We start from the raw sequence: 16,833 nt of genomic DNA on the forward strand, positions 1-16,833 counted from the left end.
GGTTTTTATCATGTATTATTTTTATTCACCAGAAATGTTCGTTCCATTTCCTTTAGGGCTAGAACGCAATATTTCGTACGCTTATATGCCATATCATTCATTTTATTATGGAGACTATGTAAATGCGCTACCATACGCATTACATGTTCCTCAAAATTATGAAGCACAAATGAAAGAAGAGGATCGTGGATCATGGACACCATTTTCATGGGTCGAAAAATATGCGTATGCATTTTCAGGACCATACAATAAAGCGGAAGTAGCTCTTACATTTGATGATGGACCAGATTTAGTATTTACGCCAAAAATTTTAGATAAGTTAAAACAACATAATGTGAAAGCTACTTTTTTCTTGCTCGGTGAAAATGCAGAAAAGTTTCCGAATGTAGTAAAGCGTATTGCAAACGAAGGGCATGTAATTGGTAATCATACGTATAGTCATCCAAATTTAGCGAAAGTAAATGAGGCTGAGTACCATAATCAAATTATAAAAACGGAAGAAATATTAAATCGGTTAGCTGGTTATGCACCGAAGTTTATACGTCCGCCTTACGGTGAAATACTTGAAAATCAATTGAAGTGGGCAACAGAGCAAAATTTTATGATTGTACAGTGGAGTGTTGATACGGTTGATTGGAAAGGTGTAAGTGCTGATACGATTACAAATAATGTGCTAGGGAATTCATTTCCAGGTAGTGTCATACTTCAGCATTCAACTCCAGGTGGGCATTTACAAGGATCTGTAGATGCGCTAGACAAAATCATTCCACAGTTGAAAACGAAAGGAGCGCGCTTTGTAACACTTCCAAGTATGTTCCAGACATCTAAAGAGAGAAAATGAAAATGTTAATAATTGGAACTTGGGTGATTATATAGTATAATGAAGGTATAAATTAGGGGGTGGATATAATTGTTGTATGCACTAGTAAACATAGGAATAAGCATGTTGATCGGTATTATATTTATACTTGCCGCACGTATTCTTCAAAAAAATCCACCGACAGATATTAACGCAGCATATGGTTATCGTACGAAACGGTCTATGAAAAATAAGAAGTTATGGGATGCAGGTAACAAGTATAGTGCAGAAGTGATGAAGAAAAACGGATTCATCATGATATTAATTGGAAGTGTTATTAGTATACTGTTTAGATATCCCCATACAATAATAGCGATTATGGTGGTTATGCTGTTATTAATCATTCGTTTATTTATACAAGTAGAGAATAGATTAAAGATACTTGAACAATAGTAAAAAAATAGGACTCTGCGCAATATTATGCTAGGAGTCCTATTTTATTTATAAACTATTATTTTTTAAGAATTCTTTTCCTTGCTCTATAACAAATTCATAGTATGTAAGATCATACGGATAAATATCTTCAATTGTTATTGTAATTGGTTTATTGTTTAAAACAGAAATAGCCGAAAAAGATGAAATCTCTCTTTTTAATAGTTGTAGAAAAGCAGTTGCATGTACTTTCATCACATCGTCTACTTCATCACCTGGTGCAAATGGAAGAGGCTTTATTACGTTGTGAAAATACATATGACAAAACTCACGATCAGTAAGATTTGAAATTTCATAATCTATTTTATAGATTCCTTTGTATTTTAAATCAGTCGTTTGAAAGGAAAGCCCCAATTCTTCTTCGATTTCACGAAGGCCGCCAATTTGTACATCTTCATCATGCATAATATGTCCAGCTGAAGTAATATCCCATATACCCGGAGCTTCTTTTTTATTTTTAGAGCGTAATTGGAAATATAAGAACATATCTTCATCATCTTTTTCTATAAACCAGCAATGGAATGTTTCGTGCCAATCACCGTCACGATGTACTTCATCACGTAATTTCTTTCCAAGTGTATTTTTTTCAGAATCAAATATCGTTAACCACTCTGTCATTTTAATTCCCCTTTCTGCAAATTTTATTATACAATATTTGTATTAAAATTTGGGAAAATAAAGAAAAAAGGGGTGGTTGTAAATGGGGATAGAAAGTAAGGAAATAAAATCGATTATTTCAACAGAGGAAGAATTACGACAAATATTGGGGCAACCAAGTGAGCGAGCTTTGAAAAAAGTTATTTCATCACTTGATCATCATTGTGTAGATTTTCTGTCTAAATCTCCTTTTCTAGTATTATCTACTGCAAATAAATTAGGAGAGTGTGATGCTTCGCCAAGAGGGGATGCACCTGGATTTGTATATGTATTGAATAAAAATAAAATTATCATTCCGGAAAGGCCGGGCAATCGTCGTATAGACTCCATTTTAAATATTATTTCAAATCCGCACGTAGGGTTAATCTTTTTTATTCCTGGTCTTGGGGAAACACTCCGAATAAACGGTAAAGCATATATTACAAACGATGAAGAAATTTTGAAAGAGATGCAGGTGAATGGACGTAATCCGTTACTTGGAATTGTTGTTGAAATAGAAGAATGCTACATTCATTGTGCAAAAGCTTTTATTCGTTCTAAGATGTGGGATCCAGAATCTTGGTTAAATAAAAAAGAGTTACCTTCAGCAGCAAAAATGTTGTTGGAGCATGCGAAGGTGAATACTTCAGAAGAGGATGTTGCACGTTCTTTAGAAGAAAGTTATACGAAAAGATTGTATTAAAAAATCCTTTATTAGTATAGTTTTAAAAGGAAGGGATCTACTCGTTTTGGAATGGAATACTTTTATGTGAAACATTAATTTACAAGTTGGGAAATTGCAAAATAGGTAAATAGATTGGTCGGTATAAAATATTATTGTGAAATATAATAAAAAATGATCTTGAAAATAGTTAATAAAAATAGGCTTGCTTTTTAAAAATTTGATAACTATAATAAGTTAACAAATAGACATGAACGAAAAAGTAATGACAAGGACACGAAATCATTTTTACGGTTTACAGAGAGGGAAGTCAAGGGTGTGAGCTTCCTAACACGAGAAATGATTTTACCACCTTTGAACTTCAATAGTGAACGAGTAATCTAGTAATTATTGACGGTATCAGCCGTTATCTGAACTTGAGCAATCTAGGAGGAGATACGTCTAGATTGGAACAAGGGTGGAACCACGAAAACACATTCGTCCCTTTCCTAGGGATGAGTGTGTTTTTTTACGGCCTTAGAGATAGAGAATTTGAAATAATTAAAAAATTGTATTGATTTTGTTTTTTATGCGAGTATAATGAGTTAACAAATAAACATGAACGAAAAAGTAACGATAAGGACACGAAATCATTTTTACGGTTTACAGAGAGGGAAGCCAAGGGTGTGAGCTTCCTAACACGAGAAATGATTTTACCACCTTTGAACTTCAATAGTGAACGAGTAATCTAGTAATTATTGACGGTATCAGCCGTTATCTGAACTTGAGCAATCTAGAAGGAAATACGTCTAGATTGGAACAAGGGTGGAACCACGAAAACACATTCGTCCCTTTCCTAGGGATGAGTGTGTTTTTTTACGGCCTTAGAGATTGAAAATTTCAAATAATTAAAAAATGGTATTGATTTTGTTTTTTATGCGAGTATAATGAGTTAACAAATAAACATGAACGAAAAAGTAACGATAAGGACACGAAATCATTTTTACGGTTTACAGAGAGGGAAGCCAAGGGTGTGAGCTTCCTAACACGAGAAATGATTTTACCACCTTTGAACTTCAATAGTGAACGAGTAATCTAGTAATTATTGACGGTATCAGCCGTTATCTGAACTTGAGCAATCTAGGAGGAGATACGTCTAGATTGGAACAAGGGTGGAACCACGAAAACACATTCGTCCCTTTCCTAGGGATGAGTGTGTTTTTTTATCCCGCATTAACGGTCAGTAAGACTCCCATCTCAAAATTTGGCAGATGCGAGGGAGTTAGTTGGGAGATCAACTGTCCGTAAAAGCCCGATTGGTTCAACTAATAATCAGTGAGGAATGGTCAAAATCTCCACTGATTAAAGTTTCACTTTATTACTTTGAAAGGAGGTGCTGTAACATGAAACGATTCGTACGTACGGAAATAACCACCACCTGCATGATTAAAAAGCAGAACAAGGTGATTGATAGAGATAAAAAATAAAATTGTAGGAGGAGATTAGAAGATGCATAACGTTATTAATGTTGGGGTGTTAGGATTAGGTACAGTCGGAAGTGGTGTTGTCCACATTTTGAAAGAACATTATAAAAAAATCGCACTTGATACAGGATACGAAGTGAAAGTAAAAACAGTCGTTGTACGTGATTTGGAAAAAGAACGCGATGTTTGTATTGATGGAATTGCAGTAACAAGTCATGCAGATGAAGTTCTAAATGATTCAAATATTGATATTGTAGTAGAGGTAATGGGCGGAATTGAAGAAGCAAAACAGCATATTGTGAAGGCTTTACGAAATAAGAAGCATGTCGTAACAGCAAATAAAGATTTAATGGCTGTATACGGTGCGGAACTTCTTCAATTAGCGAACGTAAATGATTGTGATCTATGTTATGAGGCAAGTGTAGCGGGTGGTATTCCAGTGTTAAGAGGATTAACAGACGGATTAGCTTCAGATCAAATTGAAAAAATAATGGGAATTGTAAATGGAACAACAAATTACATGTTAACAAAGATGAGTCAAAATGGATGGTCGTATGAAGAGGCTTTACAGGAAGCACAAAAATTAGGATTCGCAGAATCAGATCCGACAGCAGATGTAGATGGACTAGATGCGGCGAGAAAGGTAGCGATCCTTGCGAATTTAGGGTTTTCGATGAATGTTTCATTAGATGATGTGCAAGTGAGAGGGATTCGAAAGGTTGCAAAAGAAGATTTACAAATGGCTGAAAAGTTAGGATTTACTATGAAACTAATTGGTAAAGCGGAGAAACAAGGAGCAGCTATTCATTTAAGTGTAGAACCGACTCTTTTACCAAGCCGTCATCCGTTATCAAATGTAAATAATGAATTTAATGCAGTGTATGTTCACGGTCAAGCAGTAGGGGAAGTGATGTTTTACGGACCTGGAGCTGGGAAGTTACCGACTGGCTCTGCTGTAGTAAGTGATATTATTTCGATTGTTAAAAATATGAATCAAGTTCCGAAAAATAAAAGTGCGTTAAAAGAACCAGTGCCGTATGAATTACAAGGAGATGAAGAAGTTGTTTCGAAATACTTCTTACGTATTTCATTACAAGATGAGCCAGGGATGTTGCAAAAAGTAACAGAATGTTTCGTTAATTATTCTGTAAGTTTAAAAGAAGTGATTCAATTACCTTTGAATCGTGAGCTTGCAGAAGTCGTTGTTGTGACACATCAAACTTCAAAATATCAATTCGAAAAAGTTTTAGGAGCAATAGAAGCTGTCGCAAGTGAAATAAACAGTTATTACATTATTGAGGAGGAAAAACAATATGTATAAAGGACTATTAAAACAGTATGCTGCTTATTTACCAGTAAATGAAAACACACCTGATGTCAGTTTAATGGAAGGGAATACGCCTCTAATTCCATTATTAAATATATCAAAACAATTAGGGATTCACTTATATGGTAAGTATGAAGGAGCGAATCCAACAGGTTCTTTTAAAGATCGTGGTATGGTAATGGCGGTTGCTAAAGCGAAAGAAGAAGGTTCTGAGGCAATCATTTGTGCATCAACAGGTAATACATCGGCAGCGGCTGCAGCATATGCGGCACGCCTCGGAATGAAATGTATTATCGTAATCCCGAAAGGAAAGATTGCGCATGGAAAGTTAGCGCAAGCAGTCGCTTATGGAGCTGAAATCATTTCAATAGAAGGAAATTTTGATGATGCACTTAAGGCTGTAAGAAACATTGCTGCAGAAGAGCCAATTACATTAGTAAACTCAGTGAACCCTTATCGAATTGAAGGGCAAAAAACAGCAGCGTTTGAAATTTGTGACCAGTTGCAAAAAGCGCCAGATGTTCTCGCTATTCCTGTTGGGAATGCAGGGAATATTACAGCATACTGGAAAGGGTTCTGTGAATATGAGAAAGAAAAAGGCTACAAAAAGCCAAGAATTCACGGCTTTGAAGCGGAAGGAGCAGCTGCAATTGTAAAAGGACATGTAATTGAAGAACCTGAAACAATTGCAACAGCTATACGTATCGGTAACCCAGCGAGTTGGTCATATGCAGTAGAGGCTGCTGAGCAGTCTCGAGGCGAGATAGATATGGTATCAGATGAGGAAATATTACATGCGTATAGATTGTTAGCAAAAACGGAAGGGGTTTTCGCTGAGCCAGGATCAAATGCTTCATTAGCTGGCGTAATGAAACATGTTCAATCTGGAAAAATCAAAAAAGGAGAAACAGTAGTTGCGGTATTAACTGGAAATGGTTTGAAAGATCCTGATATCGCAATTTCTTCTAATAAATTAGATATTGCAAGTGTTTCAAATGATATAGAACAAATTAAAGAACATATAAAAGGGGTGATTATGTCGTGATACCATTGAGAGTACGTGTGCCTGCTAGTACAGCAAATGTTGGACCTGGATTTGATTCAGTAGGAATAGCTTTGTCATTGTATTTAGAGGTTGTTGTAAAGGGCACAGCTGATAAATGGCAAGTAATACATTCCTTTGAAGATTCAATTCCGACAGATGATAAAAATTTAATCGTTAGCACGGCATGTAAAGTATGTCCTTCTTTATCACCCCATATAATAGAAGTTACTAGTAATATTCCGCTAACAAGAGGACTAGGAAGTAGTGCCTCAGCGATTGTAGCAGGAATAGAGCTTGCGAATCAACTTGCTAATTTGAACTTAACGACTGATCAAAAGGTTCAAATTGCTACAAATTTTGAAGGGCATCCAGATAATGTTGCAGCTTCTATATTAGGTGGAACTGTAATCGGAGCACTTGATGGAAAGAATGTTTCAGTTGTAAGGATTGAAAGTAAGGAATTAGGCGTAATTTCTCTTATTCCAAATGAAGAGCTAAATACAGATGAAAGTCGATCTGTATTACCAGAAATGTTTCCGTTTCATGAAGCAGTTAAAGCTAGTGCGATAAGCAACGTATTAGTAGCAGCATTATGCCAAAAGCGGTGGGAAGTTGTAGGTGAAATGATGGAAAGAGATCATTTTCACGAGCCATATCGTTTAGAACTCGTACCGTTATTACCATCTATTCGTAAATGCGCAAAAGAATTCGGTGCGTACGGCACAGCACTTAGCGGTGCGGGACCATCTATTTTTATATTAACGCCGTATGAGAAACGTCAAGAAATCGCTGAGCAATTAGCGAAAGTATTTACAGCTATGAAAGTATGTGAGCTTGAAATCGATCATAAAGGGATTTCTGTAAATAAGGAAGAACATATTGGATTATAAAAAAAGCTAGCATCGCTAGCTTTTTTTTGCTGTAAATATATTTTAAATCAGCATATAAAATGAAAATGAGTATTGTATAATTCAGTAAAGAGCGTATTAATTTTGGAGGTGATTATATGAGTTCAAAAGAGTCACCAGAAGAAAAAAGAGAACACATAAGACAAAGTGAGTTAAAAAATAACCCTACCGGTTCTTTGAATGATGGGCTCAATAGAGCGGAATCAGGTAGCCTTGGTGATATGACAGGGGGCATGAATTGGAAAGGTACAGGGATATTAATTTTAGTGTTAGTTTTAGGATATATTATATACACTTACTTTTTCAGTTAAGGAAAGCCTAGCGAAACTTTAATTTGTTTATTTGCATTATTTGTGAAAATAAAAAACAAGGATTAAAGTCCCGCTGTATTACATATTAAAAAATAAATTATAGTTATTTGAGAACTTTTTATACTCATAATAGAGTTAGCATTATGCTAGCTCTATTATTTTTTGCCATATTCCTGTAACAAATCCCCTGTATATTCAGGGATGGAGGTGCAGGAGATGAAAAAAATGATAGCGATATGTCTTCTTACAACTATGTCATTTTCGACTTTAGTCGGGTGTGATGTAAAAGGTAATAATGCTGTACAAGAGTCTAAAATAAAGAAAGCGACGTATAAAGATTTTACTTACGATGTAAATCCAGAGACTTTCACGTTAACTGTAGAACATGATGGTGTAAAGGAACAGGCATCACGAGCTCTGCCGAAAATGAAGGTGTCGAATGTAAAAAAAGATAAGGATCGTATGTCGTGGGAATATCCAGATCAAAAAGTAAAAGTAAACTTAGAAAAGAAAAAAGACCACTTAAATATTGAAGTAGAATCGATTGGTGCAGAAAGCTTTACATGGCCGAAAGTACAGGCTGAAAATTATACACTTCCGTTATGGGAAGGTAAACAAATTCCAAGTAATGATGAGAATTGGAAGAAGTTTTTAAAGGATGATGCATATTCATTTGCTGAATCATTTTCTATGAAGTTTTTTGCATTAAATGGTTCGAAATATTCCATTGTATATATTGCGAATAATCTATTTAATAATGAAGTGAAATTTCATTCGGATCCGAAAATAGGGTTTGATTTTATACATGAATTCCCGAGTATAAATAAAAATAAAACATATGGTTTTCAATTATATGTCACAAATACTGATGCAGTAAGTATTGCTAAGCTGTATAAGGATAACATTATGGAAAAAGGTGAATTTAAAACATTACAAGAAAAGGCAAGAAGAAATAAAGAAATTGAAAAACTTTATGGAGCGGCTCATTTTTATTTTTGGAATCAAAATGGTTTATCAGCAAGTAATGTAAATTGGCCGAAGTTAAGAGAGCAAATAAATAGCCCAGTGTTTAGCCATATAAAAGAGCTTATTCAAAAAAATAGTTCAGAGCCTGGGGAATTAAATGTATTTGAGCAAGTAAGTAAACAAGATTTCATTGATAAGTATCAAAAAAATGTTATTTTGCGTTATGTAAACGAAGTGTTATCAATGAAGGAATTGTATAAAGAGGATATTTTCCCGAAAGTTGATCAGGAGGCTAGTGAGTTATTAAAAAAAGGTATAGATCACTTATCGAAAGCAGAACTGTATAGCTTAAATAAGCATTTATTAAAGTCAGTACTTGGTGATTCAGTTGAAGATATAAGTAAGTGGGGAAACGCAGATGGAACGGATATAATAAAGGAAATGAAAGAAGAAGGGATAGACAAAGCTTGGATTGGTCTACCGAACTGGGAACAAGGATTTATGCAACCTAATTTTGTTACAGAAGCTAAGAAAATGGGATATTTAGTTGGTCCGTATGATTCTTATCATTCCATTCATGAGAAAGGTGATAAAAATTGGAACACAGCGTCCTTTAATGATCCATCGTTATATGAAGAGGCAACTGTAACGAAGAAAAATGGAGAAAAGGTGCAAGGGTTTTTAGGTAGAGGGCGCAAACTAAATCCAACATTATCACTTCCTAGTGTAAAAGAACGAATGAACGATATATTGCAAAATGGTCCTAAATATAATTCATGGTTTATCGATTGTGATGCAACGGGTGAAATTTATGATGACTATTCATCAAAACATGTAACGACACAGGAACAAGATTTAAAAGCAAGATTACAACGAATGGATTATATTGCCCAAGAAAAAGGTATGGTAGTTGGCTCTGAGGGCGGAAATGATTTTGCCAGTAGTACGATTGCATTTGCTCATGGAATTGAAACGCCAGTTATTAAATGGGACGATGAAGATATGCGGAAAAACAAAACAAGCCCGTATTATGTCGGTGGATATTATTCACCAAATCAAAATGTTCCAGAAAAATATGCAAAACAAGTACCATTGAAAGAAGAATATAAACAAGTATATTTAAATCCAGTATATTCGCTTCCTTTATATAAATTAGTATACAACGATTCCGTCATTACAACGCATCACTGGGAATGGGGAAGTTTGAAAGTGAAAGATGAGGTAGGAAGCCGTATGCTATATGAGTTATTGTATAATGTTCCTCCTTTGTACCATTTAGATGAAGTAGAGTGGAATCAGCATAAAAAAGAAATTACAGAGCATCTGAAAGTTTGGAATGAAGTTCATAAAAAGGCAGTAAAAGAAGAAATGACAAACTTTGCATACTTGTCAGAAGATAAGCTAGTACAATCTACTTCATATGGAAAAGATATTAAAATTATTGTGAATTTCTCAAATGAAGATGTGGAAATAGAAAAAACGAAATTAAAAGCAAAGACTGCTTTAATTTATAATAATGGGAAGAAAATCATGTATACGCCGTTGGCGAAACAATAATGTGAAATATAACTGTATGAATAGAGAGTTAATAACTAACTTGACTCACTATTTTGTTCGTTCTTTCAGTTGAAAGTCAGATTATTTGAAATGAAAAGGTTGATAAATCTGTAATTTCGAATGTTGCGAAGTGCTAAATTTTTGAAGTTAGTAAATAGTGACTTGCCAAAAATAAGTACGAGAGTATAATGTGAAATGGAATATATATTGAATCCACAATGTAACCTTACAAATTTGTAAGGTAATTGAAAGGAAATTCAATATGAAGATTACTAGACATACATTATACTAGGGAAAGAGAAAGAGAGGCGAATGGGTATGAGCTCTGAATTAGAACAAAATACGAGAAGTAATAAGAAGCGTTCTAAAAGAAAGTCAATAAAGTGGTTTATAATAATTCCATTGTTCTTGCTTGTTTTTGGTGGAGTAGGATATGGGTCGTTAATATATAATAAAGCAAAAGCGGTTGTAAGTGATGCATATGCACAAATTGATAAATCATCAAAACGTGATAAAGAAGTGGAACCTTTAAAGGATAATATCTCAATTTTAATTATGGGTGTAGACGGTAGTGAAATGCGGAAAAGTCAATATGGTGAAGCGGTTCGAACGGATGCACTTTTATTAGCAACAATTAATAAAGATGATAAATCTGTTAAATTAGTTAGTATTCCGCGTGATTCACGTGTTTATATTCCATCTAGAAAAAAATTAGATAAAATTACGCATGCACATGTATTTGGTGGTGTTGAAAGTACACGAGATACTGTGGAAAGATTTTTAAATGTTCCAGTTGATTATTATGTGAAGTTTAACTTTGAGTCATTTGTTCAAATTGTAGATTCACTAGGTGGTATTGATATTGATGTACCTGTTACGTTCACAGAGCAAGATAGTAAAGACCAAGCAGGTATGATTCATTTAGAAAAAGGTTTCCAACATTTAAATGGAGAACAGGCACTTGCACTTGCAAGAACACGTAAAATTGATAGTGATGCAATGCGCGGACAGAGACAACAACTTGTAATAGAAGCAATTGCGAAAAAAGCAATGTCTGTTCAATCAATTAGCAAAATGGGCTCTCTACTTGATGCAGTTGATAAAAACATGAAAACAAACTTAACATTTGATGATATGCTTGCTATTACGAAAAACATGGCAGGATCGGATCTACAAATGGAAAAGATGCAAATTGAAGGTACTGATAAACGTATTGGTGGTATTTATTATTACATTCCAAATGAAAAAAATGTGAAAGATATTTCAAATAAACTGAATCAACATCTAGGTGTAACGCCAAAATCAGTTCTAAATGAAAAGTAAAAAAGATTGGCCTTTGCCAATCTTTTTTTATGGAAATGGATTTGTAACTTTTCTGTAACGATTTTTTATTCTAGAAAAATTATACTCATATGTATGAGATTATTGGATAAGCAAAAAGTAAAGATAAATACTGTTATAAGGAAAGATAACATATGCAAAAATGGATAAGCATTATGGGAATCGTCTTTATATTGACTGGATGTAAAATGTCTGAAGCTCCAACCAATTTAATGGGAGCTCCTGCAAATGAAAAGTGGATTAATGAACTAAAAGAGCAAATAGATAAAGATTCGCCTGTTAATTATCGGTTGCTTACTCCAAAGTCTAATAAAGATAAACAAATGATTTGGTCAATGGATTTTAAACAAGATAATAAAAAAGAAGCCATCGTATTTTATAAATTGCCGAATGAAGATCGTAGCGTATATTTAGCTGTATATGAGGAAATCGGCTATAAGTGGAAAATAAAGTCCACGCATAAATTTGATGGTGAGGATATAGATATCGTTGAAGTGGGTGATTTTACAGGGAATGGGAAGCGAGAATTATTAATTGGAATCTCTGTAAATCGTGAATCGTTAGAACATGTTATGTATGCTTTTTCAGAAGAAAATGATGATATGAAGGAGATTTATAATCGGCGTTACACGAAGTTATTTATAGAGGATCTAAATAGAAATGGTCTTAATGATATAAGCCTTGTTACTTATGAAAAAGATGAGAAGTTGACAGTTGAGCTTATTGAGCAGTTTAAGACAATATCAGAAGTTACATTTGATCCATTTATAAATAGTATTCAAAGAATACAAATGGGCCATATTTCTAAAACATTAAAGGCGATTGTAATTGATGCAGGAATTGGGGCTCATTCAGGTATAACTTATGTAGCAAAATTTGATAAGGATCATTATGAGGTACTACCTATAGATGGGAAAGAAGATTTATTCAATGAATATGTGGTGGAAAGTAAAGATGTAAATGAAGACGGTATTATTGAATTTGTTCGTACTGTACGTCCAAAAGGTTGGGAAGATAAGTCACATGGAGATAGTCCGCTCTTTGAACGTTACATACAGTGGAGTGAAGATGGAACGAAACCTATAGAAGAAAGATACATCGATATAGAAAAAGGGTATTTTGTGAAAATTCCTGAAGAGTTGATTGGGAAAATTACTATCCCAGATCAGCAGAAGGAATCAAATTCTCAAAAGTTTTTGGACGTAAATACAAATGAAATATGGCTTGAAGTCCAAATTTTTAAGCGGAAAGAATGGTTCAAAATAAAAGGATTCGAGGCAGCGGTGAAAACGGCTTCTCACGTATATGCAGTGCCGAAGCGATCAAAGTTTAAAAAAGTGAAAGCATATATAAAACCGCTAGCGGATTATCAACAAGAGTAGGGAGGTGGAAATTATGTCAACAATTTTAGTTTTAGAAGATGAAATGCCAATCCGTAGTTTTATTGTCTTAAATTTAAAGCGTGCTGGATTTTATGTATTAGAAGCTAGTACTGGAGAAGAAGCGTTACAGATTTTATGTGATCACACTGTTGATGTAGCGTTACTTGATGTCATGTTACCAGGAATTGATGGTTTTCAAGTTTGTAAAACTATTCGGGAAGAAAATAAAAAAATGGGCATTATTATGTTAACCGCACGTGTACAAGATGGAGATGTGGTGCAAGGACTAGGAATTGGTGCAGATGATTATATTACAAAACCGTTTAGTCCAGTAGAGTTAACTGCACGTATACAATCTCTATTAAGAAGAATAGAAGTGCATAAAGAAAAAACGAATACAATTACGTCTGGTCCGTTTTCGTTAAATATTATAGAAGAAAGATTATATAGAGATGGACAATTGGTTGATTTAACACCTACAGAGTATATGATTTTACAATACTTAATGAATCAATCCTCAAAGCCGGTTTCACGTGATGAAATTTTAAATATGATTTGGGGAACGAATTACGTAGGCGAGACGAAAGTCGTAGATGTAAATATGAGACGGTTACGCCAAAAGATAGAATGTAATCCATCAGAACCCGAATTTATCCTTACAGTGTGGGGAAAAGGATATGTGTGGAAGGAAAGTATAAGATGAAACGGAAAGTGACTTTATATTTTATGACGGTCATTACACTTATGCTTGTATTGTTTGAGGTAGTATTTTCGGTCTCAATTTATCGATATTATTATAATGGTATTGTGCAATATATAGAATCTCATGCGAAGACGAGTACTCGATTTTTCTCAGAATACAATTCATTATATTTTATTCGTTTGCAAGAATATAGTGGTGACATAATTAGTAGTTTTCAATTAGATGGAACGGAATTACAGTTAATTGATCGTCATGGTTCGGTTATACAATCTTCAAGTGGTGAAAAAGTAGAAGGTAAAGTGAATATCCCACAATCTTTATTGGAAGGTGAAATGTATAATCAAGTTACTACTACGAAAGATAATGAAAAACAACTAGAAGTGCTAAGCCCACTTATACATCAAGGACAAACAATCGGTGTTTTAAAATATACGACAGTATTAACACATGTGAATGCAAAGATTATTGAAATTATTATGTTTACTATTGCCGTTGGTATTGTTATTTCATGTATTGTCTTCTCAATTAGTAGACGCTTGGCAAATTCTTTTGTTGAGCCAATTGAATCTATCATTCAAGCTTCTTCACAAATCGCAGAAGGAACGTTGAAAAATAAAATTAAAGAAGATTATCCTGGTGAATTAGGTGAATTAGCACATAGTTTAAACTATATGTCTGATAAAATAGAAAAAGCGGAACAGATGAAAAATGAATTTATCGCTTCTATTTCTCATGAAATACGAACACCTTTAACAGGAATTAAAGGTTGGAGTGAGACGCTTAAAACAGTAGAACATTTAACAGAAGAAGAAATCAAGCAAGGTATGGGGATTATTTCCGGTGAGACAGACCGATTGATTCATTTAGTAGAAGAATTGTTAGATTTTTCAAGATTACAATCAAATCATTTTAATTTATATAAACAAAAGGTGCAATTGTACGATATACTAGAGGAGACGATTTGGCAATTAACTCCTAACGCTGAAAAGAAACAAATTCAATTCATTAATACTATAGAACGAATTGAATTGTTGGGAGACCGAAATAGGCTAAAGCAAATTTTCTTGAATATTATTCAAAATGCAATTAAATATTCACATGAAAATGGTACTGTATACATTGAAGCGACTAAAAATGAAGGACAAGCAGTGATAAAGGTGAAAGATGAAGGGATTGGAATTGCTAAAGAGCATTTACCATATATAGAGCAGTCTTTTTACCAGATTAATAATCATGCTGCAGGTGCAGGCCTTGGCTTAGCTATCGTAAAAAAAATGGTGGAGCTTCATAGAGGTACACTTAGTATTGTGAGTAAAGAAGGAATAGGAACAACAATTTTGATAAAACTCCCATTATAATACATATACAGTCTATTTATCACGCTATTTGTGGGTAGTGAGATTCCCGCCTCAAAATTCGGCTAGAGCAAAGAAGGTAGGTGGGAAATTAACTGCCCGTAAACACTCGATTAGTGAAGGTTAATAATCAGTGGGGGATGAATACCCCCACTGATTAAAGTTTCACTTTATATCGTGCAATAAAATAAATAGATGTATAATTACATTGGGTGATTTATATATAAGATTAATAGGGAGAGGAATTCGATAGAATGGAAAAAGCTTTTAATATGAAACGAGTAGTAGTCGTTTTAATAGCGGTTGCAGCAGTAGCTATTGGGTATTTTATGTTTCAATCAATTACGTCACCAGCAAAGGCTGTTGCAAAACAAGAAAATGTAGTACAGCTTGCAAGTGAACAATCAAAAGTTGAATTGAATAAAACGGCACCAAGTCGTTTTAATGGAAAAGAAAGAAAAGTTGCTTATCTTACATTTGATGATGGACCAGGAAAATATACGGCTGAATTATTAAATACGTTAAAACAGCATGATGCGAAGGCGACATTCTTTTTAATTGGAGCGAATGTAAAAGAGTTTCCGGATTTAGTGAAACGTGAAAATGCAGAGGGACATTATGTAGGTATGCATAGTATGACACATAATTTTGCAAAGTTATATAAAAATGGTGAATATGTAAATGAGATGAAAGAAGACCAAAGCTTAATTGCTAATATTATTGGAAAATCACCTAAATTAACACGTCCACCATATGGTTCGATGCCTGGATTAAATGAAGGCCTTCGAAATAAAGTGGTAGAAGGCGGTTTTAAAGTTTGGGATTGGACAATTGATTCATTAGATTGGAAATATAATAAAATGCAAGTTGATGCAGCTGCAGCGCAAATTGCTCAAAACGTATTAACAAATGCAACAAAACCACAAGAAGTAATTTTAATGCATGATATTCACCCGCAATCAGTCGCTGCTGTGCCAGCAATTTTAAAGGGGTTAAAAGAAAAGGGTTATGAGTTTGAAGCTTATCATGAAGAAAGTCACTTCCCAGTGAACTTCTGGCATGATAACCGTATGTAATGGAGGAATGAATGTTGAAGTATGGAAAAGTAGCATTAGTTGGAGCGTTATCAGTAGGGGTATTAACAGGTTGTTTCGGTGAAAAGCCAGAAGAAAATTTATATACAGCTTTTGAAACAGCAGCGACACAAGAAAAGTCTTTAGTTGATGAAGCGAAAAAATTAGAGGGTTTAGAGAAGCAAGGTCAAGAACTATATTCTCAAATTTTACAAGAAGGTAAAGATCATAATGACGCAGTTATGAAAAAGATAGAACAAGCGACTGCAAATGTAGCTGACCGTGAAAAAGTATTGAAAAACGAAAAAGAAATGCTAGAAAAAGCGCAGAAGGAAACGAAATCCGTTCAAAGTAATATAGAAAAACTTGAAGATAAGAAAGTGCAAAAGCAAGCAAAGGCAGTTGAAGAGTCGTATAAAAAACGTTACGATGCATTCCAAAAGATGAATGAAAACTACACGAAGGCGTTAGCGACTGAAAAAGAATTGTACGAACAATTAAAGGTAAAAGAAACGAAATTAAAAGAGATTGGTGAGAAAGTTAAAACTTTTAATGAGTTAAATGGAGAAGCACAAAAGTCGAAAGAGCAGTTTAACAATTATACAAAAGAGTATAATGACAGTAAATTAGCATTTTATAAAGATGCGCAGATTAAGATTAAAGAACAGAAATAAAGAAAGTTCTTAATCGGAATATAAAGCCGAAAAAACATATAAAAATGTTTTTTCGGCTTTTATCGTTAAATGAATAGAAAAGACTGGAATAGATATCATAAAAGAGTTATAGTGAATTA

At 34.1% G+C, this 16,833-nt stretch carries 15 protein-coding genes and 3 other annotated features; of the genes, 14 read left to right on the forward strand and 1 reads right to left on the reverse strand.

The window, feature by feature from the left end:
- Window positions 1–10: 10 nt before the first annotated feature.
- The gene (locus F0362_RS09845; protein ID WP_000291210.1) at window positions 11–841 is read left to right on the forward strand and encodes a peptidoglycan-N-acetylglucosamine deacetylase; all 831 of its coding nucleotides are present in this window, start codon (window positions 11–13) and stop codon (window positions 839–841) included.
- A 69-nt stretch (window positions 842–910) separates the two neighbouring features.
- Window positions 911–1,252: an SdpI family protein gene (locus F0362_RS09850; protein ID WP_000964938.1), complete on the forward strand. Its 342-nt coding sequence runs from the start codon at window positions 911–913 to the stop codon at window positions 1,250–1,252.
- Window positions 1,253–1,300: 48 nt separating this feature from the next.
- Here F0362_RS09850 and F0362_RS09855 read toward each other — a convergent pair whose 3' ends face one another.
- A complete protein-coding gene (locus tag F0362_RS09855) occupies window positions 1,301–1,909 on the reverse strand; it encodes an NUDIX hydrolase (protein ID WP_000141364.1) in 609 nt (202 codons plus the stop codon).
- Window positions 1,910–1,991: 82 nt separating this feature from the next.
- Between F0362_RS09855 and F0362_RS09860 the strand changes: the two genes are divergently transcribed.
- The 12 genes from F0362_RS09860 (at window position 1,992) to F0362_RS09915 (ending at window position 16,714) form a co-directional block, all read left to right on the forward strand.
- A complete protein-coding gene (locus tag F0362_RS09860; RefSeq protein ID WP_000510746.1) occupies window positions 1,992–2,630 on the forward strand; it encodes a pyridoxamine 5'-phosphate oxidase family protein in 639 nt (212 codons plus the stop codon).
- 235 nt (window positions 2,631–2,865) lie between these two features.
- Window positions 2,866–3,097 (forward strand) — a binding site (T-box leader).
- Window positions 3,098–3,212: 115 nt separating this feature from the next.
- Window positions 3,213–3,444, forward strand: a binding site (T-box leader).
- A gap of 115 nt (window positions 3,445–3,559) precedes the next feature.
- Window positions 3,560–3,791: a binding site (T-box leader), on the forward strand.
- 306 nt (window positions 3,792–4,097) lie between these two features.
- Window positions 4,098–5,393 carry a homoserine dehydrogenase gene (locus F0362_RS09865; protein WP_000552042.1) on the forward strand — a complete coding sequence of 432 codons (1,296 nt, stop codon included), beginning with the start codon at window positions 4,098–4,100 and terminating at the stop codon, window positions 5,391–5,393.
- Window positions 5,386–6,444 carry a threonine synthase gene (gene thrC, locus F0362_RS09870; RefSeq protein ID WP_000276424.1) on the forward strand — a complete coding sequence of 353 codons (1,059 nt, stop codon included), beginning with the start codon at window positions 5,386–5,388 and terminating at the stop codon, window positions 6,442–6,444. Before F0362_RS09865 ends, thrC begins: the two co-directional genes overlap by 8 nt.
- A complete protein-coding gene (thrB, locus tag F0362_RS09875; RefSeq protein ID WP_000612653.1) occupies window positions 6,441–7,334 on the forward strand; it encodes a homoserine kinase in 894 nt (297 codons plus the stop codon). Before thrC ends, thrB begins: the two co-directional genes overlap by 4 nt.
- Window positions 7,335–7,450: 116 nt before the next feature.
- Window positions 7,451–7,663, forward strand: a complete 213-nt coding sequence (locus F0362_RS09880; RefSeq protein ID WP_000095422.1) for a DUF6366 family protein — start codon at window positions 7,451–7,453, stop codon at window positions 7,661–7,663.
- A 216-nt stretch (window positions 7,664–7,879) separates the two neighbouring features.
- On the forward strand, window positions 7,880–10,186 hold the full coding sequence (locus F0362_RS09885; protein WP_000738146.1) for a glycoside hydrolase: 2,307 nt from the start codon (window positions 7,880–7,882) through the stop codon (window positions 10,184–10,186).
- A 312-nt stretch (window positions 10,187–10,498) separates the two neighbouring features.
- The gene (locus F0362_RS09890) at window positions 10,499–11,509 is read left to right on the forward strand and encodes an LCP family protein (RefSeq protein WP_000525840.1); all 1,011 of its coding nucleotides are present in this window, start codon (window positions 10,499–10,501) and stop codon (window positions 11,507–11,509) included.
- A gap of 152 nt (window positions 11,510–11,661) precedes the next feature.
- Entirely contained in the window at window positions 11,662–12,909 is a 1,248-nt protein-coding gene (locus F0362_RS09895) for a hypothetical protein (protein ID WP_149889749.1), read from the forward strand.
- A 13-nt stretch (window positions 12,910–12,922) separates the two neighbouring features.
- Window positions 12,923–13,612 (forward strand): response regulator transcription factor, encoded by a 690-nt coding sequence (locus F0362_RS09900; RefSeq protein ID WP_000104235.1) that lies wholly within the window; start codon window positions 12,923–12,925, stop codon window positions 13,610–13,612.
- Window positions 13,609–14,970: a HAMP domain-containing sensor histidine kinase gene (locus F0362_RS09905; protein ID WP_000824522.1), complete on the forward strand. Its 1,362-nt coding sequence runs from the start codon at window positions 13,609–13,611 to the stop codon at window positions 14,968–14,970. Before F0362_RS09900 ends, F0362_RS09905 begins: the two co-directional genes overlap by 4 nt.
- A gap of 251 nt (window positions 14,971–15,221) precedes the next feature.
- Window positions 15,222–16,043 (forward strand): peptidoglycan-N-acetylglucosamine deacetylase, encoded by an 822-nt coding sequence (locus F0362_RS09910; RefSeq protein WP_000409398.1) that lies wholly within the window; start codon window positions 15,222–15,224, stop codon window positions 16,041–16,043.
- Between the two features lie 14 nt (window positions 16,044–16,057).
- Window positions 16,058–16,714: a YkyA family protein gene (locus F0362_RS09915; protein WP_033658408.1), complete on the forward strand. Its 657-nt coding sequence runs from the start codon at window positions 16,058–16,060 to the stop codon at window positions 16,712–16,714.
- Window positions 16,715–16,833: the final 119 nt, after the last annotated feature.

The sequence above is a fragment of the Bacillus sp. BS98 genome (genome assembly GCF_008432245.1).
Classification (GTDB): Bacteria; Bacillota; Bacilli; order Bacillales; family Bacillaceae_G; genus Bacillus_A; species Bacillus_A toyonensis.

What these genes read in the sequence shown, in the direction of transcription:
- F0362_RS09845 (WP_000291210.1), top strand. Translation starts at nt 11, where the DNA reads ATGTATTATTTTTATTCACCAGAAATGTTCGTTCCATTTCCTTTAGGG.
- F0362_RS09855 (WP_000141364.1), bottom strand. Translation starts at nt 1,909, where the DNA reads ATGACAGAGTGGTTAACGATATTTGATTCTGAAAAAAATACACTTGGA.
- F0362_RS09860 (WP_000510746.1), top strand. Translation starts at nt 1,992, where the DNA reads ATGGGGATAGAAAGTAAGGAAATAAAATCGATTATTTCAACAGAGGAA.
- F0362_RS09865 (WP_000552042.1), top strand. Translation starts at nt 4,098, where the DNA reads ATGCATAACGTTATTAATGTTGGGGTGTTAGGATTAGGTACAGTCGGA.
- thrC (WP_000276424.1), top strand. Translation starts at nt 5,386, where the DNA reads ATGTATAAAGGACTATTAAAACAGTATGCTGCTTATTTACCAGTAAAT.
- F0362_RS09880 (WP_000095422.1), top strand. Translation starts at nt 7,451, where the DNA reads ATGAGTTCAAAAGAGTCACCAGAAGAAAAAAGAGAACACATAAGACAA.
- F0362_RS09885 (WP_000738146.1), top strand. Translation starts at nt 7,880, where the DNA reads ATGAAAAAAATGATAGCGATATGTCTTCTTACAACTATGTCATTTTCG.
- F0362_RS09890 (WP_000525840.1), top strand. Translation starts at nt 10,499, where the DNA reads ATGGGTATGAGCTCTGAATTAGAACAAAATACGAGAAGTAATAAGAAG.
- F0362_RS09895 (WP_149889749.1), top strand. Translation starts at nt 11,662, where the DNA reads ATGCAAAAATGGATAAGCATTATGGGAATCGTCTTTATATTGACTGGA.
- F0362_RS09900 (WP_000104235.1), top strand. Translation starts at nt 12,923, where the DNA reads ATGTCAACAATTTTAGTTTTAGAAGATGAAATGCCAATCCGTAGTTTT.
- F0362_RS09905 (WP_000824522.1), top strand. Translation starts at nt 13,609, where the DNA reads ATGAAACGGAAAGTGACTTTATATTTTATGACGGTCATTACACTTATG.
- F0362_RS09910 (WP_000409398.1), top strand. Translation starts at nt 15,222, where the DNA reads ATGGAAAAAGCTTTTAATATGAAACGAGTAGTAGTCGTTTTAATAGCG.